Genomic DNA, 26,942 nt, shown 5'->3' on the forward strand with positions numbered 1-26,942 from the left:
GTTGAAACACCCCCCCTTGTCGCTCCGCACGCGGCAAGTTATCGAAATCACGCTTCAATTTTCCTCGAGTAAACACGGGTCCTGTCCATGTCCGCTTCCCAAACAAGCCTTCCGAAACGCCTGCTGGGCGGGGTCGCCGTCGCAGCGCTCGCCCTGGCGCTTGCAGCCTGCAGCGATGAAAAGAAAGAGGCGGCTTCGACGGCCCCCACAGAAGCCACGGATACGACGACTACCGCCTCGACCGCTCAGGCGCCTGCGGCCCCGAGCGAGGCGAAGCCCGCGACCGAAGTGGCGCAGGCCTCTACCCCTGCCGCCAAGGTCGAGTTGCCGAAGTCGGAGGGCAGCGTAGACATGGCCAAGCTCCTGGAGCCCGGAGCGCTGCCGGAAATGGCGCTCGGAGATGCGAATGCGCCGGTCACCATCGTCGAATACATGTCGATGACCTGCCCGCATTGCGCCAATTTCCACAACGATACGTTCGACGCGATCAAGACGAAGTATGTCGACAGCGGCAAGGTGCGCTTCATCGTCCGCGAATTCCCCTTCGATCCGCGCGCGGCAGCCGCCTTCATGCTGGCGCGCTGTGCACCCGAGGGGCAGTATTTCCCGATGATTTCCATGCTGTTCAAGCAGCAGGAGCAGTGGGCCGCTGCGCACAACGGCCGCGATGCTCTCCTGCAGCTGTCGAAACTCGCCGGTTTTACACAGGAGAGCTTCGAGGCCTGCTTGACGAACCAGAAGCTTCTGGATGATGTGAATGCAGTAATGCAGAGGGGCGCAAAGGAATTCGGGGTCAAGTCGACGCCGACCTTCTTCGTCAACGGTGAGCACTATTCGGGGGACATGTCGGTTGACGTTATGTCGGCCCTCATCGACAGCAAACTCTGATCCTTCGCTTTCGATTTCGGCGGGCGACGGCGGCGGCCGTGCGCCCGTTTTTGTATTGGGCTGCCTGTGGGGTTTCACCATGCCTCACGCTGACGTTTCGCCGGAAGTTCAGACAAACAGGTCGCGAATGCCGTTCTCGCAGGGCAGAGGGGGGTATCGGCACACGCCGTCCACCCCAGCGTGTCCCTCATGAAATTCACCAGGCTGCGCCTGCTGGGCTTCAAATCCTTCGTCGAACCGACGGAATTCGTCATTGAGCGAGGCCTGACCGGGGTGGTCGGTCCGAACGGCTGCGGCAAGTCGAATCTCGTCGAGGCCCTTCGTTGGGTGATGGGCGAAAACTCCTACAAGAACATGCGCGCTTCCGGCATGGACGACGTGATCTTTTCCGGATCCGGCAACCGGCCGGCGCGCAACACGGCCGAGGTTGGCCTCTATCTCGACAACAGCGATCGTACCGCGCCGGCAGCCTTCAACGACAGCGACGAGATACAGGTGACGCGCCGGATTGAGCGAGAGCAGGGCTCTGTCTACCGCATCAATGGCAAGGAGGCGCGCGCCAAGGACGTGCAGCTGCTGTTTGCCGATGCGTCTACCGGTGCACGCTCGCCCTCGATGGTGGGGCAGGGCCGCATCGGCGAGCTGATCGCCGCCAAGCCCCAGGCGCGCCGGCAGCTGCTCGAGGAGGCGGCCGGCATTTCCGGCCTGCATTCGCGCCGTCACGAGGCGGAACTGCGGCTGAAGGCCGCCGAGACGAATCTCGAGCGCCTCGACGACGTCACCTCACAGCTCGAAAGCCAGATCGAGAGCCTCAAGCGTCAGTCGCGCCAGGCCAACCGCTTCAAAATGCTGTCGGCGGAAATTCGCCGCCACGAGGCGATCCTGTTCCATATTCGGTGGGTGCAGGCCAAGGAGGCGGAGGCAGAGGCGACCAGCCAGCTGAATCAGATCACCGCACTCGTTGCCGAGAAGGCGCAGGCGCAGATGGAAGCGGCCAAGGCTCAGGGGATAGCGAGCCTCAAGCTGCCCGAGCTGCGCGAAAGCGAGGCGAAGCTCGCAGCCGGGCTACAGCGCCTGCAGATCGCCCGCGCGCAGCTCGAGGAGGATGCCGGGCGAATCCTGCGCCGCCGCGAAGAATTGCAACGGCGACTGGCGCAGCTTGCCGAGGATATCGCCCGTGAAGAGCGACTCGTCGCCGACAATGCCGGCATTCTCTCCCGCCTCGACCAGGAGGAGGAAGGTTTGCGAGACATGCTGGCCGAGGCGGACGACCGCGGCGCGCAGGCGCGCGAGAGGCTCGATGAGGCCAATGAGAAGCTTGCGGCGAGCGAGGCCGGTCTCGCCCGCATTACGGCCGAGCGCGCCGAGGCGAAAGCCGCGCGCAATCAGATCGAGAGAGCGTTGCGCGATCTCTCCGAGAGACAGGCGCGCCTTGCACGTCAGCTTGCCGATCATGGTCGCGAACTCGACGATCTTGACGGTCGGATGGCAAGTCTTCCCGACCCGGACGAGAAGAGGGGGCAGGTGGAGCTTGCGGAGGCGGCGCTGGAGGAGGCCGAGGCCGCTGTCGCCGCCGTTGAAGAGCGCCTCGCCGAGGCGCGCGCCGGCGAAACCGCCGCCCGCCCCCCGGTCGACCAGGCCCGGGCGCGGCTGAACGGAATCGAGACGGAAGCACGAACGATCCGCCGCATGCTGGAGGCGGCCGGAGCCAGCACCTATCCGGCCGTCGTAGAGGACATGGAAGTCGAACGCGGCTTCGAGGCGGCGCTTGGTGCCGCCCTTGGCGACGACCTCGATTCTCCCCTGGAGCAGGCGGCGCCGTCGCACTGGCGCATGCCCGGCGACGATGCGGAGGATCCCGCACTGCCGGCTGGTGCCGAGCCTTTGATCGATTTCGTCCAGGCACCGGAGGCGCTGAGGCGAACGCTCCGGCAGATCGGGATCGTCGAGAGCGAAGGGGTGGCGGTGCGACTGCTGCCGCTCCTGAAGGCCGGCCAGCGGCTGGTGACGAAGCAGGGCGGTGTTTGGCGATGGGACGGCCACGTGACCGGCTCGGAAGCGCCGAGCGCTGCGGCCCTGAGGCTCGCCCAGAAGAACCGTCTCTCCGAACTCGAAGGCGATGCGGAGGAGGCGAACGAGGGCTTGCTGAAGGCCGAGGCGGATCTCGCTGCGGCCGCCGCGCAAATCCGCGCCGAGGACGAGAGGCTGAGGCTTTCGCGCGATGCGCAGCGCATGCTTGCAAGGCAGCTCGCCGAAGCGCGCGAAGCCTTGGCAGCCGCCGAGCGGGCCTCGGGCGATCTCGCCCGCCGTCGCGCGGTGCTTGCCGAGACCAAGCTCCAGATGGAGGGCCAGGCCGAGGAGATCGCCGAGGAGATCGAGGCGGCCAAGGAGGCTTTTGCCAGCCAGCCGGACCCTGCAGAGCTCGACCTGCGACTGAGCACGCGGACGGCGGAAGTCGCGACCGATCGGGCGGCGGCCGCCGAAGCGCGGGCGGCCCATGACGGTCTCGCACGCGAAAACGATGAGCGCCTCAGGCGGCTCGCGGCCATCTCCGGCGAGCGAGAGACCTGGCGGGTGAGGGCGGCGAGCGCCGAGAATCACATCGCGACGCTCCGCGAGCGCGAGGCGGAGGCGCGAGAGGAAGTTGAGGAACTGCTCGACGCGCCGGACGAGTTCGACGACAAGCGCCGCGCGCTGATGAACGAACTGCAGAAAGCGGAGGCGTCACGCCGAGAGGCGGCCGACAGGCTCGCCGAGGCGGAAAACCACCAGCGCGAAGCGGATCGGCAGGCCGCAACCGCGCTCTCGGAGTTGGCCGAGATACGCGAAAAGCGCGGCCGCGCTGAAGAGCGGCTCGTTTCTGCGCGGGAGCGGCGGGTGGAGATAGAGGCACGAATCCTGGAAGCATTGTCCTGTGCTCCGCATGAGGTGATACGTCTGACCGGCCTTGGCTCCGGCGAAGGGCTACCGGACATGCGCGCTGTTGAGCGGGAACTCGAGCGGCTGAAAATCGAGCGGGAGCGGCTCGGCGCCGTCAACTTGCGTGCGGACGAGGAGCAGAAGGAGCTTTCGGAGCGGCTTGCAGCGCTGCTCAAGGAGCGCGACGACGTCATCGAGGCGATCCGCAAGTTGAGGAGTGCCATCCACAACCTTAACCGCGAGGGCCGCGAGCGGCTGATTGCCGCTTTCGATGTGGTCAATGTGCAGTTCCAGCGGCTCTTCACCCATCTCTTCGGAGGCGGCACGGCGGAACTGCAGCTCATCGAAAGCGACGATCCACTGGAAGCGGGGCTCGAAATCCTGGCCCGCCCGCCCGGCAAGAAGCCGCAGACGATGACGCTGCTTTCGGGCGGCGAGCAGGCCTTGACCGCCATGGCGCTGATCTTTGCCGTCTTTCTCACCAATCCGGCGCCGATCTGTGTGCTCGATGAGGTGGACGCGCCGCTCGACGACCACAATGTGGAGCGCTATTGCAACCTGATGGACGAAATGGCGGCCTCGACCGAGACCCGCTTCGTCATCATCACCCACAATCCGATCACCATGGCCCGCATGAACCGCCTGTTCGGCGTTACCATGGCGGAACAGGGCGTTTCGCAGCTCGTCTCGGTCGACCTGCAGACGGCCGAGCGGTTGCGCGAAGCCGTTTGACGCCGGCTCTCAAGTTTGGTGCACTGCAACAAAATTCTTCGCCAAGTGCATTTTCAGCCCGGAGCATATACTGTAGATCGTCTGGAACGGAGTGAGGAAACTGTTGCGGATTTCCGCCAGCATCCCGCTCTAACGCCTTAGATTCGATCACGTTCATGATTTAGGCCGATCCGGCTCATAATCATCGGGATCCCGGGGGCGGGCGTGGACGGCTGTTTCGGGTGGAGAACAGGCATGGCGAAATGGGTATATACCTTTGGCGCGGGAGAGGCCGAAGGGAGCGCGGAAGACCGCGACCGGTTGGGCGGCAAGGGAGCTAACCTGGCGGAGATGTGCAATCTCGGTCTGCCGGTGCCGCCGGGGCTCACGATCGTCACGAACGCCTGCAACAGCTATCTCGAGAATGGCTGCCGCATGCCGGAAGGTTTGCGCGACGAGGTTCGCGAGGGCATTGCCCGAATGGAGAAAATCACAGGGCGCGCCTTCGGCGATACGAACCGCCCGCTGCTCCTGTCGGTCCGTTCCGGCGCGCGCGCGTCCATGCCGGGAATGATGGACACGGTTCTGAACCTCGGCCTTAACGATCAATCCGTGCATGCGCTCGGCCACGATGCCGGCGATGCGCGCTTTGCCTGGGACAGTTACCGCCGCTTCATCCAAATGTATGGCGACGTGGTGATGGGCGTGGACCACGAGGTTTTCGAGGAAATCCTGGAAGACGAGAAGGCACGCCTCGGCCACGAGCAGGATACGGAGCTTTCCGCCGTCGAGTGGCAGCACGTGATCACACGTTACAAGGAGGCGATCGAGGAGGTGCTCGGCACACCTTTCCCGCAGGATCCGGAAATACAGCTCTGGGGCGCGATCGGTGCGGTCTTTTCCAGTTGGATGAATCCGCGGGCCATTACCTACCGCCACCTTCACGGCATACCGGCCGGCTGGGGCACGGCCGTCAACGTGCAGGCCATGGTCTTCGGCAATCTGGGCAATTCGTCCGCAACCGGCGTCGCCTTCACACGCAACCCTTCGACCGGCGAGAAGGAGCTCTATGGCGAGTTCCTCGTCAATGCTCAGGGCGAGGACGTCGTCGCCGGCATCCGCACGCCGCAGAACATCACCGAGGCGGCCCGCATCGCCTCCGGTTCGGACAGGCCGTCCCTGGAAAAGCTGATGCCTGAGGCCTTTGCCGAGTTCGAGAAGATCTGCAACGCCCTCGAGCGCCACTATCGCGATATGCAGGATATCGAGTTCACGATCGAGCGCGGCAAGCTCTGGATGCTGCAGACGCGTTCCGGCAAGCGAACGGCCAAATCCGCGCTGAAGATCGCCGTCGACATGGCCGAGGAAGGGCTGATCTCGAAGGAGGAGGCTGTTGCGCGCATCGACCCCGCGTCCCTCGACCAGCTTCTGCATCCGACCATCGATCCCCACGCCCGCCGAGACGTTATCGGTTCCGGCCTGCCAGCCTCGCCGGGAGCGGCGACGGGCGAGATCGTCTTCAGCTCCGACGAGGCGGTGCAGGCGGTCAAGGAAGGCCGCAAGGTCATTCTCGTTCGCGTCGAGACGAGTCCGGAAGACATTCACGGCATGCACGCGGCGGAAGGCATCCTGACGACGCGCGGCGGCATGACGAGTCACGCGGCGGTCGTCGCCCGCGGTATGGGCACCCCTTGCGTATCGGGTGCCGGCAGCATCCGCGTCGATCAGCGCAACGAACTCCTGATCGCAGCAAGCGTAACGCTCAAGAAGGGCGACGTGATCACCATCGACGGCTCCTCCGGCCAGGTGCTGAAGGGCGAAATCCCCATGCTGCAGCCGGAGCTTTCGGGCGACTTCGGCAAGATCATGCAATGGGCCGATGCGAGCCGCCGCATGACCGTGCGCACCAATGCCGAGACGCCGGCGGATGCGCGCGCTGCCCGCTCCTTCGGCGCCGAAGGCATCGGCCTCTGCCGCACGGAGCACATGTTCTTCGAGGACGACCGCATCAATGTGATGCGAGAGATGATCCTGGCGGAAGACGAGGCAGGTCGGCGGGCGGCACTTGCCAAGCTTCTTCCGATGCAGCGCTCCGACTTCGTGGAGCTCTTTTCCATTATGCACGGACTGCCGGTTACGATCCGTCTTCTCGATCCGCCGCTCCACGAGTTTCTGCCCAAGACAGACGAGGAGATCGCCGAAGTCGCGCGCGTGCTGGCGGTAGACCCCGCCGAGCTGCGCCAGCGGGTCGATGCACTGCACGAGTTCAACCCGATGCTCGGGCATCGCGGCTGCCGCCTGGCGATTTCCTATCCGGAGATCGTCGAGATGCAGGCACGGGCGATTTTCGAGGCGGCGGTCAAGGCTGCCCGCGATACCGGCGCCGCCGTCGTCCCCGAGATCATGGTGCCGCTTGTCGGCCTGCGCGCCGAACTCGATTACGTCAAGGCTCGGATCGAGGCTGTCGCCAGCGAGGTCATCGGCGAAGCCGGCGACAATATCGACTATCTGATCGGCACAATGATCGAGTTGCCGCGGGCGGCTCTCAGGGCGGACACGATCGCCGAGTCGGCCGATTTCTTCTCCTTCGGCACCAACGACCTGACGCAGACCACATTCGGCATTTCGCGCGACGACGCCGCCCCATTCCTTGCCACCTATCAGCAGAAGGGCATCATCGAGCAGGATCCCTTCGTCTCGCTCGATTTCGAGGGCGTGGGCGAACTGATCCAGATCGCGGCGGAGCGGGGCAGGCGGACGAAGAACGGCCTGAAACTCGGTATCTGCGGCGAGCACGGCGGCGATCCCGCCTCGATCCGCTTCTGCGAGGAATCGGGTCTCGATTACGTCTCCTGCTCGCCCTTCCGGGTGCCGATCGCGAGACTTGCGGCCGCACAGGCGACGATCAACGGCCGCGAGGTCGCAAAGGTTCAGGCTCTGGCGGCGAGCTGAAGGCAAAATGGCGTTCCGGCGGCTGGATATTCCCCTCATCCAGCTTGCGGGCCACCTTCTCCCGGCAAGCGGGGCGAAGGAAAATCGCCGCAACGCTCTGGGCTACCTCCCCGGGATGATGATGTGCCTTGCGCGGGGCAACGGTGGATGGGTGAGCCCGGCGAACCGGCGGAGCCGCTCAGTGCCAGTAATAGGGGCCGCGCAAGAAGACGTCGTTGTCATAGCGGAAAGCGCGCGCTTCCGCCCGGCGGTCGAGATCTATGCGCTGCAGGCAGGTTGCGAACGCATCCGTGCCTCTTCTGAAGCCGTAGGAGGCGCATGTATTTTCGTCTCTCGCTCGCCGTTCCTGCGGCGACATCGACTGGCACGCAGCAAGCGCCAGCCCCGCGGCTGCGAGGCCAAGCAGTCTCATCGTCATCGTCGTCATTCTTGCCTCCTGATCGGCACCCATTCGCGGGGACAGAGACCGATGGCAGTCTGGACGACAGGCATAATAATGCAGCGCATAAGGCGAAGTCCGTGGGCGCGATTCAATCACACACATCATGCGCCCGGCGCACGTGACTGGTCAATCGTTCAGGCAGCGCCGCGCGTGCGTTCAGACATGCGGTCGGCTGTGGGTCAGATACGTTCGAGGACGCCGACGAAGGATTCGGCGAAGCTTTTGAGACCGGCTGTGCGCTCGCTCGGCTGCTCGACGCGGATGGTGGCGTCATCCTGAGCAAGACAGATGAACAGGATGATCGGTGTGTTGTCCTCAGTCCGGCCGTGGCGTACCGCGGCGATCGTCTCGCAATCGTCGACGAGACCGGAGGCCGGCAGAATGAAGAGCAACTCGGCGCCGATGTCGTGAGCGACCTTGTGGGTGAAGCCGACGAAATCGTCCTTGTTGCCGGAAAAGCGATCGAGCGAGAGTTCCAGCTCGAGAAGTGCCATGGGTATCGCAGCATCGCCGGCCGGCGGTGGAGGGGCGGGGAGGGCGATGTCCATGGTAGATTGCGGTGCGGCCATGATGTCTCTCCGTTGATTTGCCGCGCCTCGTTACGGCGACGACGGCCGATGCCTCCAAATGCCTGCAGCGCCGTGTTCCGGGCCGAATAGTGAACCTGAATTGGTGGTTAACGAGAATGGCAAATTTGCGGCACTCGTGTGAGTGGCGCCGCCTTATCTGCGCCCGCGTTCTTCCGTCGCCTCCGCGGAGCGATCTCCACCGGCGACGGCGGAGAATTTACCGGTTTGCACCACCCGAGCCATGGTCTAAGAAAGGCGAGGTCCTTTTCCGCCTCGGAGGATTGATTCCGTTAGATGATTGTCCGGTACGAGCGTCCCTATTCCTACGCGGCCCATTGGGCGCGCCGCATCGCCCGCATCGCCTTCATCGTTTTTCTGCTGTCGCTGCTGGCGCACCGCTTCGGTCCCCTGACGACGCCGCATTTCCTGGCCCTGGCGCTGATTGCCGGGGGCTTTGCTTTCCTTGGCGTGGTATTGGCAACGGTCGGGCTTACGCGCCTTTGGCAGGTGGCAGCGATCGGCGGCGCCGCTTCCGTTTCGGCACTCTTCTATGCGGCACTCCCGCTCGGGTTCCTCGGTTATGGAGCCGTGCAATATCTGACGCGGCCGGCACTTTATGAAGTCAGCACCGATACGGTCACGCCGCCACCCTGGATCAGGACGCCGGCAACCGAGGGAAGCTGGCTCGGGCGGCGCAAGCGTGCGGTGACCCCGAAGGACCGCGACGCGCAGATTGCGGCCTATCCCGGTCTTACCGGCCGGCGCTACGAGGGGGCGCTCGACCGCGTGTTCCAGGGCGTGCGCAAGGTTGTCGAGCAGACGCGGGTCGCCACCACCGCGGAGTTCGGCGTCGACAATGCGCGGGCGGATCTCGAGGACCTCGCGGTGCGACCCGAGGCAGGCGAGGATGCCATCGCCGGCCCGAACGTGATCCCAGTTCCGACCGCGCGGCCCGCACAATTGGTCGACGACGGCATACCAGGACGACGATCCAGCGACGTCGTGCTGCAAGGCGAATGGCGGAGCCTGATCGTCGGCCTTCGTTTCGACGTGCTGATCAGGCTGCGCGAAGAGGCAGAAACCACCTTCGTCGACCTGCGTGTCGCCTCGCGCTACGGCCGCCATGACCTCGGCATGGGAGCGATGTTTGCTGAGGAATTCCTGCGTGATCTCGACGCCGAGCTATTGGGGATTGCCGGCGACTAGTCTGGGCGGGATGAGGAAGATCGAGTGCGGGTCTCCGCCCGCATCCCGCCTCGACTGCGCCTCATATCGGCCTGTAGGCACCGGTGAGCGACGGCGGTCCTTCGGTTGCGACACGCCCCCGCTCGATAAGATCCTCGAGATGCGCCAGCACCGAGAGTGCCGCAGCACCGTGCAGCCGCGGGTCGGTCGAGGCATAGATCACCTTTACCATGTCAGCGATCTGCCGGTCGCCCGCGCGCAGGCGATCGAGCACCGCGCGCTCGCGCATCTTGCGATGTGCCTTCAACGCGCGCACGAAGGAAGCCGGTTCGGTAACTGGGCCGCCATGCCCGGGCAGGTAGAGCCCATCGTCCCGCTGGAGCAACTTGTCGAGCGAGGCCATGTAATCGGCCATGGCTCCGTCCGGCGGAGCGACGATGCTCGTCGCCCAGGCCATCACATGATCGGCGGAAAAGAGGATTCCGGTTCCATCGAGCGCGAAGGCCATGTGGTTGGCCGTGTGGCCCGGCGTCGCCACCGCAGTCAGGCTCCAGCCGTCGCCTTCCACGCGTGCGCCGTCGGAAAGCGCGACATCGGGCACGAAGTCCATGTCCGAACTTTCGGCGAACGGGTTAACCTCGCCGGCGTGCAACGGCCGGGCTGCGCGGTGCGGACCTTCGCCCACGACGATCGCGCCGGTCGCCCTGGCCAGCCTGCGGACAAGCGGAGAGTGGTCGCGATGTGTGTGGCTGACGGCGATGTGGGTCACTTCGCGCCCCTTAAGTGCGCCCATGAGTGCATGGAAATGCGCTTCGTCCTCGGGGCCCGGATCGACCACCACGACCGAGCGGCGGCCGACGATATAGGTATTCGTGCCATGGAAGGTGAAAGGCCCGGGATTGTTGACGGTGATGCGCTCGACACTCTCGGCAACGTTCACCGCTTCGCCGTGGGCGGGCTTGAAATCGAGATCGAATTCCGGAGCTTGCATATCCTGGCTTTCCCATCCACCTGCCGACCTGCCGTCCCGTATGCGCGACCGACTCGGGCCCGACCGGTCGCCCGGCCGTCGGCGCGACCATAGAACAAAGGGCAGACGCAGAAAACCATCCGTCGTTGCACGACGTTGCGGCCCGAAGCGCAAAGCGATAAATCTGCAGGCGAAACAAAGTTAAGCATTGTGAGCGCGCACGAGCTTTGCTAATCAGGCGCTCGATTTGGCGAGGAGATTCCCGCCAGTTTAGTTGGGGCGTAGCCAAGCGGTAAGGCAGCGGTTTTTGGTACCGCCATTCCCTGGTTCGAATCCAGGCGCCCCAGCCATCCCCTCTTGCTCGCCACATACCTTTGAACTTTCGCCTCTCAAATTGAAACCACTGCAGTGGTTGCGTATTGACATAAATTCAGCCGTCGGGTGCAATTCCTAATTGCAGTTCCGGTCTCACAGTCTCGCTCGGTATATGCCGCGCGTTTCAGTATTCGTTTAAATGCGCAGACAATGCCGAGTGATTGTGCGGAGGAGGGACGCAGAGCTTGGCCCTCTGGAAACTGAGTGCTCGATGAAAATGCCCGAATTCCAGGGACAGTAACTTTTATTTGCGATTGTAACTTTTTTTCGTTACCATCGCCAAAAAAGGTTACATACCATGAAAATCAGCGAAGCGACGCTCAATTCATACTTGCAAACGGTCATAGGCGCACCTACGGATGTGACACGGATCCAAGATCGGCAAGCAAGGTACATCGACAACGCTTACGACAGATACCTGTTGCAGTTGGGGGGGCAGACATTCCTTGCGATAGTTGTCAAAGACACGCGAGAGTTCACGCCGACGGCGTTTCTGAAACATCTCAAGGTCATCAGGCAGTCCTATCCGATGGACTGGGTGTTGGTGTTTGAAGACCTTCCCGCTTACGTCGCTCATCGGTTGAGAGCGCACAATATTCCATTCATGGTGCCCTTTCGACAACTGTATTGGCCGTTCATTGGACAAATTGTATCGAGCGGCGGACAGCCGACTGCGACAGCACGGCTTGTTGATAAGCTCACGCCGGCTTCCCAAGGGGCGGTCATTGCTGCGCTCACCGGTAAACTACCATCGATGGTATCGGTGTCCGATCTAGCCGCAGCTCTTCAGCTATCAAAAATGTCGGCATCAAGAATAGCAAACGAGCTGGTGGCAGCCGGCATTGCAGAAGACAGCCGTATGGGTCGCGAACGCATGCTGATCTTGCCCGACGAAACCATTGCAATCTGGGAAACAGCGTTGCCCTATCTCACGTCTCCAGTTCGGCAATCGTTCTACGTTTTTCTGGACGACATGCCAGTTGAACGGCGACTAAAGGCAGGGGAGACGGGGTTAGCCGCGAAGACGATGCTTGCCCCTCCACGTGTTCCCACGTTCGCAGTAGGGAGGGACTTCGCAAATGACCTCCAATCACGGGCACTCAACGCACTCGATAACGCGGACGACGGTGAAGCGGTGTGCTTGGTCGAAAAGTGGAAATATGATCCGCGAACAACTGCTGACGGTAACGTTGTGGACAGGTTTTCTCTCTACCTCAGCTTGAGAGACCGCCCGGATGAACGGCTGCAAATCGCCCTTGAAGAATTAATGGAGCAGTATTTTGATCCACGGTATCGACCTATTCAGAGCCCATTTCGCCGACCATTCTGACAAATACGTATTGATTGGCGGTTCGGCCTCTTATCTCCTTATGGAGGACCGAGGCTTTGATCCGCGCTTGACCAAGGATTTGGATATAGTTCTAACGCTTGAGGCGATTGATCAATCGTTCCTGAAAGATTTCTGGCAGTTTGTTTCGGATGGCGGCTATCAACTTCAAGAGAAAAGCACTGGTGAGAAACGAGTCTATCGTTTCCAAAAGCCGACAAACGAAAAGTATCCGTTCATGCTTGAACTGTTCTCTCGTGCGCCGGACGGCCTGGAGCTTGGAGAACAGTCGAGGCTGACCCCAATTCCCGCCGACGAAGAAGTCTCCAGTCTATCCGCAATCCTTCTAGACGAGAACTACTACAAACTAATTCAAGCCAACCGGAAAGAGATTGACGGAGTCACAATCGTTCATGAGGGATGCCTGATCCCGCTGAAGGCCTACGCCTGGATTGATTTGCGTGCACGGCGCGAACGCGGTGAACAGGTCGATTCCAAGAACATTAAGAAGCATGAGGGCGACATCCTTCGGCTTTCCCAATTGCTGTCTCCTGACGACCGTTTCGAAATTCCTGAGCTAGCGCAGGAACATCTGAGGGAATTTCTTGAAACTGTCGAAGACAGGTCCAACCGGGACCTCGCGGCTATCGGGATTTCGGACACGATGGATAACATAAAAGCTGTGTTATTGAGCGTCTTCATGAAGGCGTGAGGGGCTCCTGCGTTCTGACAGCAACGTCTGTACACCGCCAAAGCCCCAGAGCGCCTCATCCCCGGACCTTCTTGCTCGCCACATACATCCGAAGATTGGATTAGAGGCCGGCCTATTGAAGGACGGGCGATGAGGGCTACGCGCTTCCGCTGGTTGCTCCCGCGTAACCGCCGAGGCTCTAATCGCCGCTGGGTGAAAGTTCAGTAGCAGGTCAAGCCGTACACAGTTTTCCTCATCCCTTTCCAGGCGGAGCGCAACCGACTCAATTCAGTCGGCGGGTTGGACATTCCGGCCAGCAACCTTATTGTTCCCCCGACTTGCCAGCTCGACCTGATCGCGCTCGGCAAACACATGAAGCGGCATTGCGGAACAAGGACTGAAGATGACGAGCATGCGAATACCTCTTCGTCGCGCTTGCGCGGCGGGCAATCTTTTCGGGGCGCCGAAGCTTTCGGCCGGGGCATTGTTTCGCTTGCTTCTCGTCGCGTCTCTGCTGGTATTTTCATCAGCTTCGCTGGCTCAGGAGAGTAGTGGAGCGCCGCCGGAAGCCAGCGCGGCGACTGATGTCCAGGGCCAGACGGATTCCCTGCTGCAAGTGCCGCCGCAAGCCTTTCCGGAGGAGCAGGCGCGCATCGATGCCTGGCGGGCGACGCTTGAGCGCGTGGAGCGTGGGCTGCAAGCCGAGCACATCGACGACGCCACCCTCTCCGATCTGCGCCGGCAGCTCGGTACCATCCCGATGCATGCCGCCGGGCTCAAGGCGAGCCTGCAGCCGCGACTGCAGGCGGTCAACCAGCGTGTCGAGCAGTTGAAGCCTGCCGATGAGCGCGCTGCCCTCAATCAGACCGAAGCGATCAAGCTCGAACAGGCGCAGCTCCAGTCGGAGGCGGCCGGTCTTCAGAGCATAGTGCAGCAGGCGGATTTCATAGCGCTGCGCGCGCAGCAGGACATCGACATTATCGGAGAACGGCGGCGGGCACTCTTCACAAGCTCTATCCTGCAGCGCTCGCAAAGCCTTGCGGATCCTTCTTTCTGGCTCGATCTGGCCGCCGCGACACCGTCGACGCTCGCCAATCAATCGAGCGTCGTCGGGCACTGGTTCGGCGTCCTGATCGAGCGCACCGGCCGTTCGGCCGCGGGCATTCTCGTCGTAGTGATCGGCTTCGCCGCCTTTCTTCTGTCGCCGGGCCGACGCTGGCTGACCCGGCGCACGAGCCGTGATCCTTCGGTGCTCCACCCATCCGGGCTCGCCAAGGCGACCGCAGCGGCAGCCATAACGCTTGCCAACCTCCTGATACCGGCAATCGCCTTCTTCGTGCTCTACCAGGCGATGTCGACTTTGGGTGTTCTTCCCGCAGATCTGGCGACGGTCCTCAGACCCGTCTTCTTCGGATTGACCTTCGCATCTTTCTTTTACGGTCTCTCCATCGCCGTGCTCGCGCCCGAACGGCCGAGCTGGCGCCTCGTCGGCGTCACCGACGCGGCGGCCGAGAGGTTGATTCCGGTCATCGTTGCGATGGCATTGATCAATGCCGGCGGCCTTGCCCTCGATGCGTTTCTGAAGGCCACGCATGCGCCTTTGTCCTTTGCCGTCGCGGCACAGGGCCTCGGCGCCATCGCGCTCGGCATCCTCGCGATGATCGCGCTCAGATTGGTCGCGCGCGAAGACGACGACGAGGGCCACCAGGGGACGAGCTCGGCTTGGCGGCTTCTGATTCCCGTTACCTGGGCGGTCGCCGCGCTCACCATCGTCGCGCCCCTTGCCGGCTTTGTGGCCTTTGGCCGCTTCGCCGCGCTCCAGATCGTCTTCACGACGGCAGTGCTGATGAGCCTCGTGCTCTTGCTGCGCCTTGCCGACGAGGCGATTTCCTGCGGCTTTTCGGTGCAGACCCGGATCGGCGGCTTCATGCGGCAGGCGATCGGGTTCAAGCCCAATACGATCAGCCAGATCGGCGTGATCCTTGCCGGCTTCGCGCGTCTGGTCGTGATCATGATTGCAATCATGGCCCTTCTTGCGCCCTGGGGCATCCAATCGGAGGACGTGGTCGGCACCTTCGCCTCCGCCTTCTTCGGTTTCGAGATCGGCGGCTTCTCGTTTTCGCCTTCGGCTATCCTCGGCGCGATCGTCGTCTTCATCATCGTAATCGTCGCTACGCGCGGTTTTCAGAGGTGGCTGGACGGCCGCCTCTTGCCGCAGACCAGCCTCGACGCGGGCCTCAGGACATCAATCCATACGGGCGTCGGCTATGTCGGTGCGGCGATCGCGGGACTCGTGGCTTTCTCCTATGCGGGTCTCAATCTTCAGAACGTCGCCATCGTTGCCAGCGCGCTGTCCGTCGGTATCGGTTTCGGCCTCCAGTCCATCGTCAACAACTTCGTCAGCGGGATCATCCTGCTTGCCGAACGGCCCTTCAAGGTCGGCGACCGCATCGAGGTGGGCCAAAACATGGGGATCGTCCAGCGCGTCAGCGTCAGGGCTACCCAGATCCAGACCTTCGACAATGTGACGGTGATCGTACCCAATGCCGACCTGATCAGCGGCCAGGTGGTCAACTGGATGCATGGCGACTTTTCGGCGCGCCTGAAGATTCCCGTGGGGGTCTCCTATGATTCGGACCCGGAGCAGGTGAAGCGGGTGTTGCTGGAAATCGCGAACGAGAATCCGCGCGTCCTGCAAATTCCCGAGCCTTTCGTATCCTTTACCGATTTCGGAGCCGATGCCCTGCAGTTCACTCTGTTCTGCCACGTCGGCAACATCAACGCCGATGCGGGCGCGGCGAGCGATATGCGTTTCGAAATAGCGAAACGCTTCCGTGAGGAAAAAATCGAAATGCCTTTCGGGCAGCGCGACATCCATCTTCGCGATCTCGCCAGCATCGAAGGATTGGTGCGCGACGTGCTCGGCGGCCGCACGGCGCCTGCCGCTGCTCCCTCTCCCCCGGCGCAGGCGCGCACGAAGCGCAGGAAGAGCCCGGTGGAGGCGACCGACGACTAATGCTGTGATGCCGTTCCGGACTTATGAAGCCCGCTGGCTTTCGACGGCAGGCCGACATGGCCGATGCGGCTGGAGCGTTTCAGTGCTCCATCGCACTGAAACACTCTAACCTTGGCACTACGCAGTTCCGAACGGAAAACCGTTCCGCACATTTCCTGGAAGTGCCAGGAAACAGCCTACTCCGCCTTCGCGCCGGCCAGGAACTCCTCGCACCAGCTCGGGCCGTCCGGGCGTTTGCGGTCGCCGACGATGCGGATCGCGCGGATGACGTAGTCGGACGAGACGGTGAGCTGAACGGAGCAGCTCAGATATTCCGTGCGCGCAGCCGAGATGCGCTTGCCGCGTTTACCGTCGGCGGTCTTTTCGTATTCGGCCGCGATTTTGCGCGTCTGGTAGCCGCCCTTCCAGCTGTAAACGGTGTCGCCGCCGGCTTCGACGTCGGAAAGCGGTGGGCCGAACTTGGCAAAAAAGGGTCCGGCCGGCTGGCCGAGCCAGCGCGCCTCGACCGCATTTCTCGTAATGCCCGTCGTCGTCGTACAGCCGGCAAGAAGCAGCCCGAGGGCGCCCGCCGTCATCATGCGGAAATTCATGTGTCTGTCCCTTAGATATGTCCTGAACCTGCGGCGCGGAACGGCCGGAATTCCCGGTTTTCCTTGCAGTCCGCCGAGGCTCTAGCGCCAAAATCCGCGAAAGAAAATCGGCCCGGACAGTCGCAACCGAGGAATTTGGCAAGCGTTGCAGAAACGCCCTAATCCCAGCGTGGCGGGCACCTGCCGCCGGGCGGGTTTTTTTGACTGTAGAGCGGTCTTTTTTGAGATAGGCGCTTGTGAAATCAAAAATGCTGTTCTATAGAGGCGCCGCTGGTCACGGAGTGTAGCGCAGTCTGGTAGCGCACCACGTTCGGGACGTGGGGGTCGAGTGTTCGAATCACTCCACTCCGACCAGCGGAAACACTCATCCGTTTATTGTTTTCCAGCCGGCTTCTTTGCCCCGGGCGCCCGAGCGACTCCCGGCCGATGGCCGCAAACGCCTCGCTCAACCAAGATGGAGCGGGGCAGGCGAAACCTCCTCTGCCATTCTTTTATTGTTCACAGGGAAACGGGCTGTTCTCGAAACTCCGTCTTATCGGAGTGAACAATCGGCGCGAATATGCTTCAAAAGCGCAACCGTGAGGCAGCGATGTCGAAGGAACCTATCTTCACTCTCCGTGAGATTCTCGTCTGGGCAGCCATTCTCGGCAGCGTGGTCGGCTATCAGCTTTGGAATCATGCCGATCCGCAACCGCTGACGATCGATCTCGCAACGATCGAGCGGCGCGCCTGAACGCCTGATCAGGCCAAATCGTCGGGATGCGCGGGAAGAGATCCGGCGAGCTTCTTCATGGTTGAAAGACTTCCGTCCATTTTCCCGCTCTCGATTTCGGAGAGATAGGAACGCTCATCCCGGCACTCTTTGCCGCTTCCCGAGCGGCCATGCCGCGATGGAATCGCCAGACCTTGACCGGGTTCTCGCGAACTGGAAGACGGTTGACGGCCTCGGGCGAAAGACAGGCCGGTTGGCGGCTTGACGTTGTCCAGCTGCTAATTCCGAAACGCTCAGAGGCGGCACGGCGCACCGCGGGCGGTTGTTGGCCGGTCGAAAAAGGCGCAGCAAAAAGGGGCCTCGCGGCCCCTCAGCTCATCGGTGATTCGCCCGGTCACCCGTCGATGGCATCGATGATGCCGACCGCCTTGCCGGCAGTGACGCGGCGCACCTCCACGTCTTCGCGGCGGCTCGCAAAGAGCTCCGTTGCCATGAGCTGATCGGCAAGATCGGCCGGCAGCGACAGGATCACCCGGCTCTCCTCGGTATGGATTCCCCCAAGTGCGGCGCGCTTGGCTGTGATCATGCCGCCGGCCACCGTGTTGTTGGTGTCCGGGTCGATGAGGATGAAGGCGCCGGTCGTGCGGTTCTGCTCGTAGGTGTCGAAGATCGCCTGTTCGTCGAAGGCGAGGTGCACCTTGCCGATCGCATTCATCGGCAATTCGTCGGCGTGGTTCCATTTGCCGCTCTTGAGTTCGAGCTGACTTACCGGCTGCACTTGCACGCGTTGCCGGCGGCTGCCGGACTTCAGCCAGTAGCGCTTGCCCGGCTGGATGCCTTCAGGCTGCAGCGCCACGATTTGCGCATCGAAGGCAAGCCCGGTCATCGGCTGGCTGTCGATCGAGGCGATCACGTCGCCGCGCGAAACGTCGACCTGGCGGTCGAGCACGAGCGTGATTGCGTCGCCGGCAACCGCAGCATTGCGCACGAGATCGAAGGTGACGATCTTGGTGACATTGGCAACCATGCCGGACGGCAGGATGACGACGGAATCACCGGGCTTTACAGAGCCGCCGGCAACCGTTCCCTGGTAGCCGCGGAAGCTCTCTCCCGGGCGCGAGACGCGCTGTACCGGCAGGCGGAAGCCGACAGTCTGGGCGGAGCGGGTCGTGGCAAGCTCCAGAACCTCGATCAGCGTCGGGCCGTCATACCAGGGCATGGAAGCGCGGCCGTCATAGACGACGTTCTCGCCTTTGAGCGCCGAGACCGGGATTGCGGTGACCTGGCGCACCCCAAGCGAAAGGGCCAGTTCCCGGAACTCATGCGAGATCTGGTCAAAGCGGGCGCGGTCGTAATTCGTCAGGTCGATCTTGTTGACGGCGAGCACGAACTGGCGGATGCCCATCAGCGTCGCGATCGTCGCGTGACGGCGGGTCTGCTCCAAAAGACCGACGCGCGCATCGACGAGCAGCACGGCGAGATCGGCAGTCGAGGCGCCGGTCGCCATATTGCGCGTATACTGCTCATGGCCGGGAGTGTCGGCGACGATGAAGGAGCGCTTGTCGGTCGAGAAATAACGATAGGCGACATCGATGGTGATGCCCTGTTCGCGCTCGGCCTGAAGGCCGTCGAGCAGGAGAGCGAAGTCCGGAAGGCCGAGATCGTTCTGCTTGCCGCTTGAATCGCGCTGAAGGCTTGCCGCCTGGTCTTCCTTGACCGCCTTGGTGTCCCAAAGCAGCCGGCCGATCAACGTCGATTTGCCGTCATCGACGCTGCCGCAGGTGATGAGGCGAAGGGGGCGCGTGTCGCGCACCAACCGCGCGCTCTCCTGCACCGGAAGGGAAACGACGGTTTGATCCAGGGCTGCGTTCGCTGCTGCCGGTGCGGTCATCAGAAATATCCTTCGCGTTTCTTCTTTTCCATCGAGCCGGCCTGGTCGCGGTCGATCGCGCGGCCCTGGCGCTCGGAGACGGTCGCGGTCTCAAGTTCGGCAATGATGTCGTCGAGCGTGTCGGCATCGGAGCGGATCGCGCCCGTCAGCGGGAAACAGCCGAGCGTGCGGAAGCGGATGACTTCCTCGCGCTTGACCTCGCCGGGAAGCAGCTCGAGGCGTGGGTCCTCGGCGAGAATCAGCATGCCGTCCCGCTCGACGACCGGGCGTTTCCTGGCGAAATAGAGGGGAACGATGGGGATCTCTTCCGCCTGGATGTAGCGCCAGATGTCGACCTCGGTCCAGTTCGACAGAGGGAAGGCGCGGACGCTCTCGCCCTTGCGGATCATGCCGTTATAGATATTCCAGAGCTCCGGGCGCTGGTTACGCGGATCCCACCGATGATCGGGTGTGCGGAAGGAGTAGATGCGCTCCTTGGCACGGCTTGCCTCCTCGTCGCGGCGCGCGCCGCCGAATGCGGCGTCGTACTGGCCCGCGTCGAGCGCCTGGCGCAGGGCTTCGGTCTTCATGATATCGGTATAGAGCGCCGAACCGTGCGTGAACGGGGTGACGTTCTCGGCTGCGCCGCGCGGATTGGTGTGGGCAACGAGATCGAGATCGTATCTCGCGACCATCTCGTCGCGGAATGCGATCATCTCGCGGAACTTCCAGCCGGTGTCGACATGCAGAAGCGGGAAGGGGACGCGGCCGGGATAGAAGGCTTTGCGCGCAAGATGCAGCAGGACCGACGAATCCTTGCCGATCGAGTAAAGCATCACCGGACGCTCGAATTCGGCCGCGACCTCGCGGAAGATATGTATCGCTTCGTTCTCCAGCGCCTTCAGGTGCGGGTCGAGCGGCGGTTTGGTGCTTTGCGGATTATGCAGTTCCGTTTCCGGAAGAGTGTGGGGCATTGCTGACTCCGGGGAAGATCTTGTCTTCGGATGCGGCGCGTGGCGCTCAGGCCGCGCTGCTGGCGCTGGGAATGATCGAGGAAGCCGCTTCCGGCACATGCAGGCCGCATTCGCGCTTCTCGTCGTTCTCCCACCACCAGCGGCCGGCGCGCTCCGGCTCGCCGGGCTTGATGGCGCGGGTGCAGGGCTCGCAACCGATCGAAGGGTAGCCGCGACTGTGCAGCGGGTTGACGGGAATGCCCTCTGCCGCGACGTGAGCCTGGATCGTCTCGATGCCCCAGTCCGCGAGCGGATTGATCTTGATGAGCCCACGCTCGGCGTCGGCTTCCGCAAACGGGGTCGCGGCACGGTTGCCCGACTGCCCGCGGCGCAGGCCCGTGATCCAGTAGCTTGCCCCATCGAGTGCGCGCGCAAGCGGCTTCAGCTTGCGCACGCCACAACAGGCATGCCGGGCTTCGACGCTCTCGTAGAAGCCGTTCATGCCGTATTGCGCCACATAGGCGTCGATGTCGGCCTTTTCCGGATAATAGCGTTTAATGAGGATACCAAAGGCTTCCTCGGTCCTGTCGATCAGCGCCACGGTCTCATTGAAGAGGCGGCCTGTCTTGAGCGTCGCGACTTCGATATCGAGATGGTTGCTGCCGATCGCGGCGGTAATCACCTGATCTTCGATGCCGAGCGAGGTGGTGAAGACCGCACGGCCTTCGAGCCCGGCGACGAGCGCCAGCCGCCCGGCAAGGTCCAGGCCCTCGAGCTTGGCGTTGAGGGTCTTCGCTTCGATTTCGAGGTCCGTCACTTCTGCTGCGAGGGCCACCACTTCTGCTTTGAGGGATTGCGTCGTCATGGCTGCATCCTGTTGCAATTTGCACGGAATATGGCAGCCGTTCGTGACGATGGACAGAAATAGCGGTTTCTAATGCCGCGCGATCGGAGCAAATATCTCTCTGATCCCCAAAAGCCTTGAAAAAGGCGCCCGACCGGCGCGTCATTGCGATGCGGCCTCGCTTTTCGCGCTGCTTCTGCGCAAAAGAATGCTCTGGGCGATGAAGGTTCGGGAAAGGCCGTGATAGAGCGGCTCGGGCGAGATAAGCCGCGAGGTGATATAGCCGAGCATCGAGGCGGCCATCAGCGGGATCACGCCCTGATGGTTGCCGGTCATCTCCATTATGATGACGAAGGCGGTCATCGGCGCCTGAACGATGCCGGCGAAGTAGCCGGCCATTCCGAGCACGGCCCCCAATGCGATGCCGGTTCCGAAAAGCGAACTCATGGTGCTGCCGAGTCCTGCGCCGATGGCAAGAGAGGGGGCGAAAATGCCGCCGGGAATACCCGAGATCATCGCCGCGAAGCTCGCGAACAATTTTCCCAGGAAAAAGAAAAGGGGGAGCGCCTCGCCCCCGACGGCCGCATGGGCCTGTTCATAACCGGTGCCGAAGGTCGCGCCACCGGTCAGCACGCCGATTATGCCGGTGACGAGGCCGCATCCGGCTGCAAGCATCAGCATGCGCCTCAGAGGTGCCGGCTGTGCCCACCGGCGGATACGCCGCGTCAGACGCAGGCTGGTCATGCTGAAGCCGGCTCCAAGCAGTCCGCCTCCGACGCCGCAGGCGAAAATGAGCAGGAAGTCTTTCGCCCCGCTCGCGGTCGCCGAGGCGGTACCGAAATAGGTGTAATTGCCGGATAGACTTAAGGCCGCGAGGCCTGAAAGTATGACGGCGGTCAGGACGAGCCCGTTGGCGCGCGACTCGTAGGTCCGGCTCATCTCCTCGATGGCAAAGACGATTCCCGCCAGCGGCGTGTTGAAGGCAGCCGCGATGCCCGCAGCGGAGCCGGCGAGAATGAGCCCGCGCGCATGTGCGATGCCGCCCCACCGGGCGGCCTGCAGCATGATCGACGCGCCGACCTGGACTGTCGGCCCTTCGCGGCCGATCGATGCCCCGCCGAAAAGTCCGAGAACGGTCAACAGGATTTTTCCGAAGGCGAGCCGCAGCGACAGCAGGCGCGAGCGCTCTTCCTCGCCATGCAGATGCCGGGCGGCGATGGCTTGCGGGATGCCGCTGCCCTGGGCGTTGGGGAAGAGGCGGATGGCGAGCCAGGCTGAAAGGACGAAAACCCCGGGTGTGAGGAGAAGCGGTAGCAGAAAGCTCCATTGCCCGGCATCCGTCAGGCGGCGGAAGGCGTGTTGTGCCCAGTCGGCAGCTTCGGCGAAGGCGACGCTGATCACGCCGATTGCAATTGCGCCCACCCAAAAGACCAGCCGCGGTCGCCAGACGTCGTAGGAGCCCCAAAGGACTTTGGACCGGCGAAGAAGTTTCGATTTCGCGTAGGCTGAAGGCATCATGTTCTCTTAGCCAGTATCGCCTTTGAACACAAACCGTTGAGGCTGCGACTTCGGGCCGGCCGCCGTCTGGCGTTCAACAATCGGTGAGGGCGCCTGTTCTCCCCTCAAGCATGCTCCATCTTCAGGCATGATCAACGCAAGGGAAGGAAATGCCGATGGCTACGTCTTTGTCGTCACCCGTACCCGCGGCCGGTTTGCTGAGCCTGCTTCTCGTGACCGGTGCCTATGCGCATCACGGCTGGTCCTGGGCTGAGGCAGAGCAGGTGGAGCTTTCAGGCACGATCCGCGAGATCTCGATGGCGCCGCCGCATCCGACCCTCCAAGTCGAGACGCAGAATGACGGCACCTGGCGGGTCGAGCTCGGCAACCCGCGGCTCACCGAACGTTCCGGCTTTGTCGAAGGGGTTGCCAGGGCCGGCGATCCGATCGTCGTGCTCGGCAACCGCTCGCTCGACCGGAACGAGAAAAGGATGAAGGCCGTGCGGATCACCGTCGCCGGCAAGGTCTATGATATCTATCCGGAGCGCATACGGACAAACTGATGGAGGACGCGCTGACGTGGATCGGGGCGCTGCCCTTCGCGGCAGCGATACGGCGCTCCGCGACCCTCTACATCTTCGTGAACGCCGCCCACATACTCTCGATCGGGATCATCGTCGGCTCGATCCTGACGCTCGATCTGCGGCTGCTCGGCTTCTTCCGCACCGTACCCGTCGGAGTGCTCGGACCCTTTCTTTCACGCGCGGCGGCAGTCGGCATCGCGTTAGCCGTCGCCACCGGTTTCTGCCTCTTCAGCGTTCGTCCGGCCGAATATGCCGGCAATCCTGCCTTCCTGACGAAGATGACGCTGCTCGCGCTCGGCGTCCTCAACGCGGCCTTATTGCACCTGAGCCCGCAATGGCGCGAGGCCGTCAAAGGCGGGCCGCTGTCCCTGAGGGTCCGCGTCGCCGCGCTGCTCTCCATGACGGCCTGGACCGGCGCCGTCTTTGCCGGCCGCTGGATCGGATTCCTCCTGGAATAAGGTCGGACTAGAGCTGGACGAGGAAAACTGCGTGCGGTTTTCCGCCCGCATGCCGACCTGAAGACATCGTGCTCTACCGATCGCTCACCGCCCAGCGCGGATTGATCCAGGGTTCCTGGTTGGAGCGGGCGAGTGGCTGCCTGCCGAGGATATGGTCGGCGGCCTTTTCGCCGGTCATGATCGAGGGGGCGTTCAGGTTGCCGTAGGTGATGTGCGGGAAGATCGAGGAGTCGACGACGCGAAGCCCGTCTAAGCCGATGACCCGGGTTTCCGGATCGACCACCGCCATGGGGTCGTCCTTGGCACCCATCTTGCAAGTGCCGCAGGGATGATAGGCGCTTTCGAGATGTTCGCGCAGAAAGGCGTCGATCTCTTCGTCCGTCCGGACCTTCTCGCCCGGCTGGATTTCCGGTCCGCGGTAGAGGTCGAAGGCCTTCTGACCAAAGATCTCGCGCGTCAGGCGCACGCAATGGCGGAACTTCTCCCAGTCTTCCGGGTGGCTCATATAATTGAAGCGGATCACCGGGTCGGCTTTGGGGTCGGAGGAGCGGAGCGTGACGTTGCCGCGCGACTTGGAGAGATTGTAGCCGACATGCACCTGGAAGCCGTGCGACTTCGCCGCCGCCTTGCCGTCATAGCTGATCGCCACGGGCAGGAAGTGGTACTGAATATCCGGCTGCTTCACGCCGGGTGCCGAGCGCAGGAAGGCGCAGGACTCGAACTGGTTGGAAATGCCGAGGCCTCGCTTGAAGAAAAGCCATTGCGCACCGGCGACGCCCTGCCAGAACCATGGCAGCCAGGAATAAAGTGAGACCGGCTTTGTGCTCACCTGCTGGAAATAGAATTCCATATGGTCCTGCAGGTTCTGGCCGACGCCGGGACGGTCGAGCTTCACCTCGATCCCCACCTCTCTGAGGTGCGAGGCCGGGCCGATGCCGGAAAGCATCAGCAGCTTCGGCGAATTGAACGACGAGGCTGAGACGATCACCTCGCGATTGGCCTTCACCACCTCGGTCCGTCCGCCCCGTTCGATCTCCACGCCCGTCGCCCGGCCGTTCTCGATGACGACCTTGCGGGCGAAGCAACGGACGAGCTCGACATTCGGACGCTTGAGCGCGGGCCTCAGATAGGCGGAAGCGGCGGACCAGCGGCGGCCCTGCCATGTCGTCTGCTCCATCAGCCCGAAGCCCTCCTGCTTCGAGCCGTTATAATCCTCGGTCACTTCGAAGCCGGCCTCTTTTCCCGCTTCGATGAAGGCGTGAAAAAGGGGATTCTTGACCGGGCCGCGCTGCACGTGCAGCGGCCCATCGGTGCCGCGCCAGGCCTGTTCGCCGCCGTGCGAATGCTCCATTCGCTTGTAATAGGGCAGCACATCCGCATAGGCCCAGCCTTGTGCGCCGAGTTCCTCCCAGCGGTTGAAGTCTTCCGAATGGCCGCGGACATAGACCATGCCGTTGATCGAGGAGGAGCCGCCGATCACCTTGCCGCGCGGCGCAGTGATGCGCCGGTTGTTGAGGTTCGGCTCCGGCTCGGAGAGATAGCCCCAATTATAGCGGCTCATGCTCATCGGCCAGGCAAGCGCTGCCGGCATCTGGATGAACGGACCGACATCCGAGCCGCCGAACTCGAGCACGATGACCGAATTCCTGCCGTCTTCCGACAGGCGGTAGGCGAGCGCCGAGCCCGCCGAGCCGGAACCGATGATGACGAAATCTGCCTGCATGAGTGTGTCTTTCTTCTGCGTAGTGTCCCGGTACGCCCCTCATCCGGCTGCCGCCACCTTCTCCCCGCTTGCAGGGAGAAGGGATCGTGCTGCGGCGCTTCCACTCCCTCTCCCGGAATGAGAGAAGAAGGATGATGCCGCGCCCTCCAATCCCCTCTCCCCGCAAGCGGGGAGAGGGTTAGGGTGAGGGGCAATCAACTCATCAATACGGCGCCTCGACGGGCCCCATGCCGACATAAACGGTCTTGAGCTCGGTATAGTGGTTCAGCGCTTCGACCGAGTTCTCGCGTCCGAAGCCCGATTGCTTGGACCCGCCGAAGGGAATCTCGACCGGGCAGAGATTGTAGGTGTTGATCCAGAGCGTGCCGGCATCGAGTCCGTCGACGACCCGATGGGCGCGGGTGAGATCCGCGGTGAAGACGCCGGCCGAAAGGCCGAATTCAGTGGCATTCGCGCGTGCGACGACCTCTGCCTCGTCGTCGAAATCGAGCACGCACATGACCGGCCCGAAGATTTCTTCGCGCGCGATCGTCATCTCGTCGGTGACGTCGGCAAAGACGGTCGGCTGAATATAGGTTCCTTCGCCGCTCACATTATTGGGAATGCCGCCGCCGGTGACGAGCCGCGCGCCCTCCGCCTTGCCTTTCTCGATATAGGAGAAAACCTTGTCGCGCTGCGCCGCCGAGACCATCGGCCCGAGCTGCGTCGCCTCGTCCATCGGGTCGCCGATGACGATGGCTTCGGTACGCTCCTTGAGACGGGCGAGGAAAGGCTCCTTGATCTTCTTCTGCACGAAGACGCGGGTCCCGTTGGAGCAGACCTGGCCGGTCGAATAGAAATTGCCGAGCATGGCGCCGCCGATGGCGCTTTCGAGGTCGGCGTCGTCGAAGACGATCAGCGGCGACTTGCCGCCGAGCTCCATCGTGACGTGCTTGAGTTCGGCGGCGGCGGCGCCCGCCACTCGTTTTCCCGTCGGGACGGAGCCGGTGAGCGACACTTTGGCGACGTCCGGATGGTTGACGAGGAGGGGGCCTGTGGTGCGGTCGCCCTGGACGACGTTGTAAAGGCCCTTCGGCAGACCCGCCTCGATCAGGATCTCGGCGATCTTCAGCGCACCGAGAGGCGTGTTTTCCGACGGCTTGAACACCATTGCATTGCCGGCGGCGAGCGCAGGCGCACCTTTCCAGCAGGCGATCTGCTGCGGGTAGTTCCAGGCGCCGATGCCGACGCAGACGCCGAGCGGCACCCGCTTCGTATAGGCGAAGTCGCCGCCCAGCGGGATATAGTCGCCATTGAGCGCCGCGGGCGCGACGCCGCCGAAGAATTCGAAACTGTCGGCGCCGGAGGTAGGATCTGCGACGATGGTCTCCTGAATCGGCTTGCCGGTGTCGAGCGTTTCGAGTTCGGAGAGCTCGCGGTTGCGTTCGCGCATGATCTCGGCTGCCCGCTTCAGGATCCGGCCGCGCGCCGTCGGGCTCATTGCCGCCCATTCCGGCTGCGCGCGCTTGGCCGCGGCGATCGCCTTCTCGACGATCGCCGGCGTTGCGGCATGGAGCCGGGCGATGACTTCGCCGGTCGCCGGATAGATGCTCTCGATCACCGTGCCGGCGGCGTCCTCGACATATTCGCCGTCGATGAAGTGCGAGGCTTTCGGTTGGGCTCTCAT

The 26,942-nt window shown here is 62.9% G+C and carries 20 protein-coding genes and 2 tRNA genes; 12 read left to right on the forward strand and 10 right to left on the reverse strand.

Translation table 11 applies throughout. The features are described from left to right. Positions 1-87 precede the first annotated feature (87 nt). The 3 genes from SINAR_RS0114390 (at position 88) to ppdK (ending at position 7,470) form a co-directional block, all read left to right on the forward strand. Positions 88-888, forward strand: a complete 801-nt coding sequence (locus SINAR_RS0114390) for a DsbA family protein (RefSeq protein ID WP_027999753.1) — start codon at positions 88-90, stop codon at positions 886-888. A gap of 189 nt (positions 889-1,077) precedes the next feature. Next, entirely contained in the window at positions 1,078-4,539 is a 3,462-nt protein-coding gene (smc, locus tag SINAR_RS0114395) for a chromosome segregation protein SMC (RefSeq protein WP_027999754.1), read from the forward strand. A gap of 234 nt (positions 4,540-4,773) precedes the next feature. Then, positions 4,774-7,470: a pyruvate, phosphate dikinase gene (gene ppdK, locus SINAR_RS0114400; protein ID WP_027999755.1), complete on the forward strand. Its 2,697-nt coding sequence runs from the start codon at positions 4,774-4,776 to the stop codon at positions 7,468-7,470. Positions 7,471-7,648: 178 nt separating this feature from the next. On the opposite strand, the gene SINAR_RS0114405 is transcribed toward ppdK, so the two are convergent. Next, entirely contained in the window at positions 7,649-7,897 is a 249-nt protein-coding gene (locus tag SINAR_RS0114405) for a hypothetical protein (RefSeq protein WP_027999756.1), read from the reverse strand. A gap of 194 nt (positions 7,898-8,091) precedes the next feature. After that, the gene (locus tag SINAR_RS0114410) at positions 8,092-8,481 is read right to left on the reverse strand and encodes a hypothetical protein (protein ID WP_027999757.1); all 390 of its coding nucleotides are present in this window, start codon (positions 8,479-8,481) and stop codon (positions 8,092-8,094) included. Positions 8,482-8,775: 294 nt separating this feature from the next. Between SINAR_RS0114410 and SINAR_RS0114415 the strand changes: the two genes are divergently transcribed. Continuing rightward, on the forward strand, positions 8,776-9,687 hold the full coding sequence (locus SINAR_RS0114415; RefSeq protein WP_027999758.1) for a DUF1499 domain-containing protein: 912 nt from the start codon (positions 8,776-8,778) through the stop codon (positions 9,685-9,687). A 61-nt stretch (positions 9,688-9,748) separates the two neighbouring features. Here the strand turns inward: SINAR_RS0114415 and SINAR_RS0114420 are convergent, their stop codons facing one another. Beyond that, positions 9,749-10,657: an MBL fold metallo-hydrolase gene (locus SINAR_RS0114420; RefSeq protein ID WP_027999759.1), complete on the reverse strand. Its 909-nt coding sequence runs from the start codon at positions 10,655-10,657 to the stop codon at positions 9,749-9,751. Between the two features lie 254 nt (positions 10,658-10,911). Here SINAR_RS0114420 and SINAR_RS0114425 point away from each other — a divergent pair. The 4 genes from SINAR_RS0114425 (at position 10,912) to SINAR_RS0114440 (ending at position 16,045) form a co-directional block, all read left to right on the forward strand. After that, positions 10,912-10,986, forward strand: a tRNA-Gln gene (locus tag SINAR_RS0114425). Between the two features lie 323 nt (positions 10,987-11,309). After that, positions 11,310-12,341 carry a MarR family transcriptional regulator gene (locus SINAR_RS0114430; protein ID WP_027999760.1) on the forward strand — a complete coding sequence of 344 codons (1,032 nt, stop codon included), beginning with the start codon at positions 11,310-11,312 and terminating at the stop codon, positions 12,339-12,341. Then, positions 12,292-13,050 (forward strand): hypothetical protein, encoded by a 759-nt coding sequence (locus SINAR_RS0114435; protein ID WP_027999761.1) that lies wholly within the window; start codon positions 12,292-12,294, stop codon positions 13,048-13,050. The genes SINAR_RS0114430 and SINAR_RS0114435 overlap by 50 nt, the downstream gene beginning before the upstream one ends. Positions 13,051-13,432: 382 nt before the next feature. Continuing rightward, positions 13,433-16,045, forward strand: a complete 2,613-nt coding sequence (locus tag SINAR_RS0114440; RefSeq protein WP_027999762.1) for a mechanosensitive ion channel family protein — start codon at positions 13,433-13,435, stop codon at positions 16,043-16,045. Between the two features lie 176 nt (positions 16,046-16,221). Here SINAR_RS0114440 and SINAR_RS0114445 read toward each other — a convergent pair whose 3' ends face one another. Further along, a complete protein-coding gene (locus tag SINAR_RS0114445; RefSeq protein ID WP_027999763.1) occupies positions 16,222-16,635 on the reverse strand; it encodes a hypothetical protein in 414 nt (137 codons plus the stop codon). A 277-nt stretch (positions 16,636-16,912) separates the two neighbouring features. On the opposite strand from SINAR_RS0114445, the gene SINAR_RS0114450 reads away from it, so the two are divergent. Next, positions 16,913-16,989, forward strand: a tRNA-Pro gene (locus SINAR_RS0114450). 235 nt (positions 16,990-17,224) lie between these two features. After that, complete coding sequence (locus SINAR_RS1000000135375) at positions 17,225-17,368, forward strand: hypothetical protein (protein WP_084617732.1); 144 nt, start codon at positions 17,225-17,227, stop codon at positions 17,366-17,368. Between the two features lie 373 nt (positions 17,369-17,741). Here SINAR_RS1000000135375 and cysN read toward each other — a convergent pair whose 3' ends face one another. From cysN to SINAR_RS0114475, 4 genes are all read right to left on the reverse strand, one after another. After that, on the reverse strand, positions 17,742-19,238 hold the full coding sequence (gene cysN / locus SINAR_RS0114460; protein WP_027999764.1) for a sulfate adenylyltransferase subunit CysN: 1,497 nt from the start codon (positions 19,236-19,238) through the stop codon (positions 17,742-17,744). Beyond that, a complete protein-coding gene (gene cysD, locus SINAR_RS0114465; protein ID WP_027999765.1) occupies positions 19,238-20,191 on the reverse strand; it encodes a sulfate adenylyltransferase subunit CysD in 954 nt (317 codons plus the stop codon). The genes cysN and cysD overlap by 1 nt, the downstream gene beginning before the upstream one ends. Before the next feature lie 46 nt (positions 20,192-20,237). Beyond that, on the reverse strand, positions 20,238-21,035 hold the full coding sequence (locus SINAR_RS0114470) for a phosphoadenylyl-sulfate reductase (protein ID WP_027999766.1): 798 nt from the start codon (positions 21,033-21,035) through the stop codon (positions 20,238-20,240). Positions 21,036-21,176: 141 nt separating this feature from the next. After that, the gene (locus tag SINAR_RS0114475) at positions 21,177-22,529 is read right to left on the reverse strand and encodes a chloride channel protein (protein WP_027999767.1); all 1,353 of its coding nucleotides are present in this window, start codon (positions 22,527-22,529) and stop codon (positions 21,177-21,179) included. A gap of 158 nt (positions 22,530-22,687) precedes the next feature. Between SINAR_RS0114475 and SINAR_RS0114480 the strand changes: the two genes are divergently transcribed. Together SINAR_RS0114480 and SINAR_RS0114485 are read left to right on the forward strand one after the other, a co-directional pair. Further along, the gene (locus tag SINAR_RS0114480; protein WP_027999768.1) at positions 22,688-23,074 is read left to right on the forward strand and encodes a DUF6152 family protein; all 387 of its coding nucleotides are present in this window, start codon (positions 22,688-22,690) and stop codon (positions 23,072-23,074) included. After that, entirely contained in the window at positions 23,074-23,553 is a 480-nt protein-coding gene (locus tag SINAR_RS0114485) for a DUF6644 family protein (RefSeq protein WP_027999769.1), read from the forward strand. The genes SINAR_RS0114480 and SINAR_RS0114485 overlap by 1 nt, the downstream gene beginning before the upstream one ends. A gap of 73 nt (positions 23,554-23,626) precedes the next feature. Here SINAR_RS0114485 and betA read toward each other — a convergent pair whose 3' ends face one another. Next, entirely contained in the window at positions 23,627-25,276 is a 1,650-nt protein-coding gene (betA, locus tag SINAR_RS0114490; RefSeq protein WP_027999770.1) for a choline dehydrogenase, read from the reverse strand. A gap of 202 nt (positions 25,277-25,478) precedes the next feature. Then, positions 25,479-26,942: a betaine-aldehyde dehydrogenase gene (betB, locus tag SINAR_RS0114495; protein WP_027999771.1), complete on the reverse strand. Its 1,464-nt coding sequence runs from the start codon at positions 26,940-26,942 to the stop codon at positions 25,479-25,481.

Source organism: Sinorhizobium arboris LMG 14919 (genome assembly GCF_000427465.1).
Lineage (GTDB): Bacteria > Pseudomonadota > Alphaproteobacteria > Rhizobiales > Rhizobiaceae > Sinorhizobium > Sinorhizobium arboris.

What these genes read in the sequence shown, in the direction of transcription:
- SINAR_RS0114405 (WP_027999756.1), bottom strand. Translation starts at nt 7,897, where the DNA reads ATGACGACGATGACGATGAGACTGCTTGGCCTCGCAGCCGCGGGGCTG.
- SINAR_RS0114430 (WP_027999760.1), top strand. Translation starts at nt 11,310, where the DNA reads ATGAAAATCAGCGAAGCGACGCTCAATTCATACTTGCAAACGGTCATA.
- ppdK (WP_027999755.1), top strand. Translation starts at nt 4,774, where the DNA reads ATGGCGAAATGGGTATATACCTTTGGCGCGGGAGAGGCCGAAGGGAGC.
- betA (WP_027999770.1), bottom strand. Translation starts at nt 25,276, where the DNA reads ATGCAGGCAGATTTCGTCATCATCGGTTCCGGCTCGGCGGGCTCGGCG.
- cysD (WP_027999765.1), bottom strand. Translation starts at nt 20,191, where the DNA reads ATGCCCCACACTCTTCCGGAAACGGAACTGCATAATCCGCAAAGCACC.
- smc (WP_027999754.1), top strand. Translation starts at nt 1,078, where the DNA reads ATGAAATTCACCAGGCTGCGCCTGCTGGGCTTCAAATCCTTCGTCGAA.
- SINAR_RS0114480 (WP_027999768.1), top strand. Translation starts at nt 22,688, where the DNA reads ATGGCTACGTCTTTGTCGTCACCCGTACCCGCGGCCGGTTTGCTGAGC.
- SINAR_RS0114445 (WP_027999763.1), bottom strand. Translation starts at nt 16,635, where the DNA reads ATGAATTTCCGCATGATGACGGCGGGCGCCCTCGGGCTGCTTCTTGCC.
- betB (WP_027999771.1), bottom strand. Translation starts at nt 26,942, where the DNA reads ATGAGAGCCCAACCGAAAGCCTCGCACTTCATCGACGGCGAATATGTC.
- SINAR_RS0114410 (WP_027999757.1), bottom strand. Translation starts at nt 8,481, where the DNA reads ATGGCCGCACCGCAATCTACCATGGACATCGCCCTCCCCGCCCCTCCA.
- SINAR_RS0114470 (WP_027999766.1), bottom strand. Translation starts at nt 21,035, where the DNA reads ATGACGACGCAATCCCTCAAAGCAGAAGTGGTGGCCCTCGCAGCAGAA.
- SINAR_RS1000000135375 (WP_084617732.1), top strand. Translation starts at nt 17,225, where the DNA reads ATGTCGAAGGAACCTATCTTCACTCTCCGTGAGATTCTCGTCTGGGCA.
- SINAR_RS0114475 (WP_027999767.1), bottom strand. Translation starts at nt 22,529, where the DNA reads ATGCCTTCAGCCTACGCGAAATCGAAACTTCTTCGCCGGTCCAAAGTC.
- SINAR_RS0114415 (WP_027999758.1), top strand. Translation starts at nt 8,776, where the DNA reads ATGATTGTCCGGTACGAGCGTCCCTATTCCTACGCGGCCCATTGGGCG.
- SINAR_RS0114440 (WP_027999762.1), top strand. Translation starts at nt 13,433, where the DNA reads ATGACGAGCATGCGAATACCTCTTCGTCGCGCTTGCGCGGCGGGCAAT.
- SINAR_RS0114485 (WP_027999769.1), top strand. Translation starts at nt 23,074, where the DNA reads ATGGAGGACGCGCTGACGTGGATCGGGGCGCTGCCCTTCGCGGCAGCG.
- SINAR_RS0114390 (WP_027999753.1), top strand. Translation starts at nt 88, where the DNA reads ATGTCCGCTTCCCAAACAAGCCTTCCGAAACGCCTGCTGGGCGGGGTC.
- SINAR_RS0114420 (WP_027999759.1), bottom strand. Translation starts at nt 10,657, where the DNA reads ATGCAAGCTCCGGAATTCGATCTCGATTTCAAGCCCGCCCACGGCGAA.
- cysN (WP_027999764.1), bottom strand. Translation starts at nt 19,238, where the DNA reads ATGACCGCACCGGCAGCAGCGAACGCAGCCCTGGATCAAACCGTCGTT.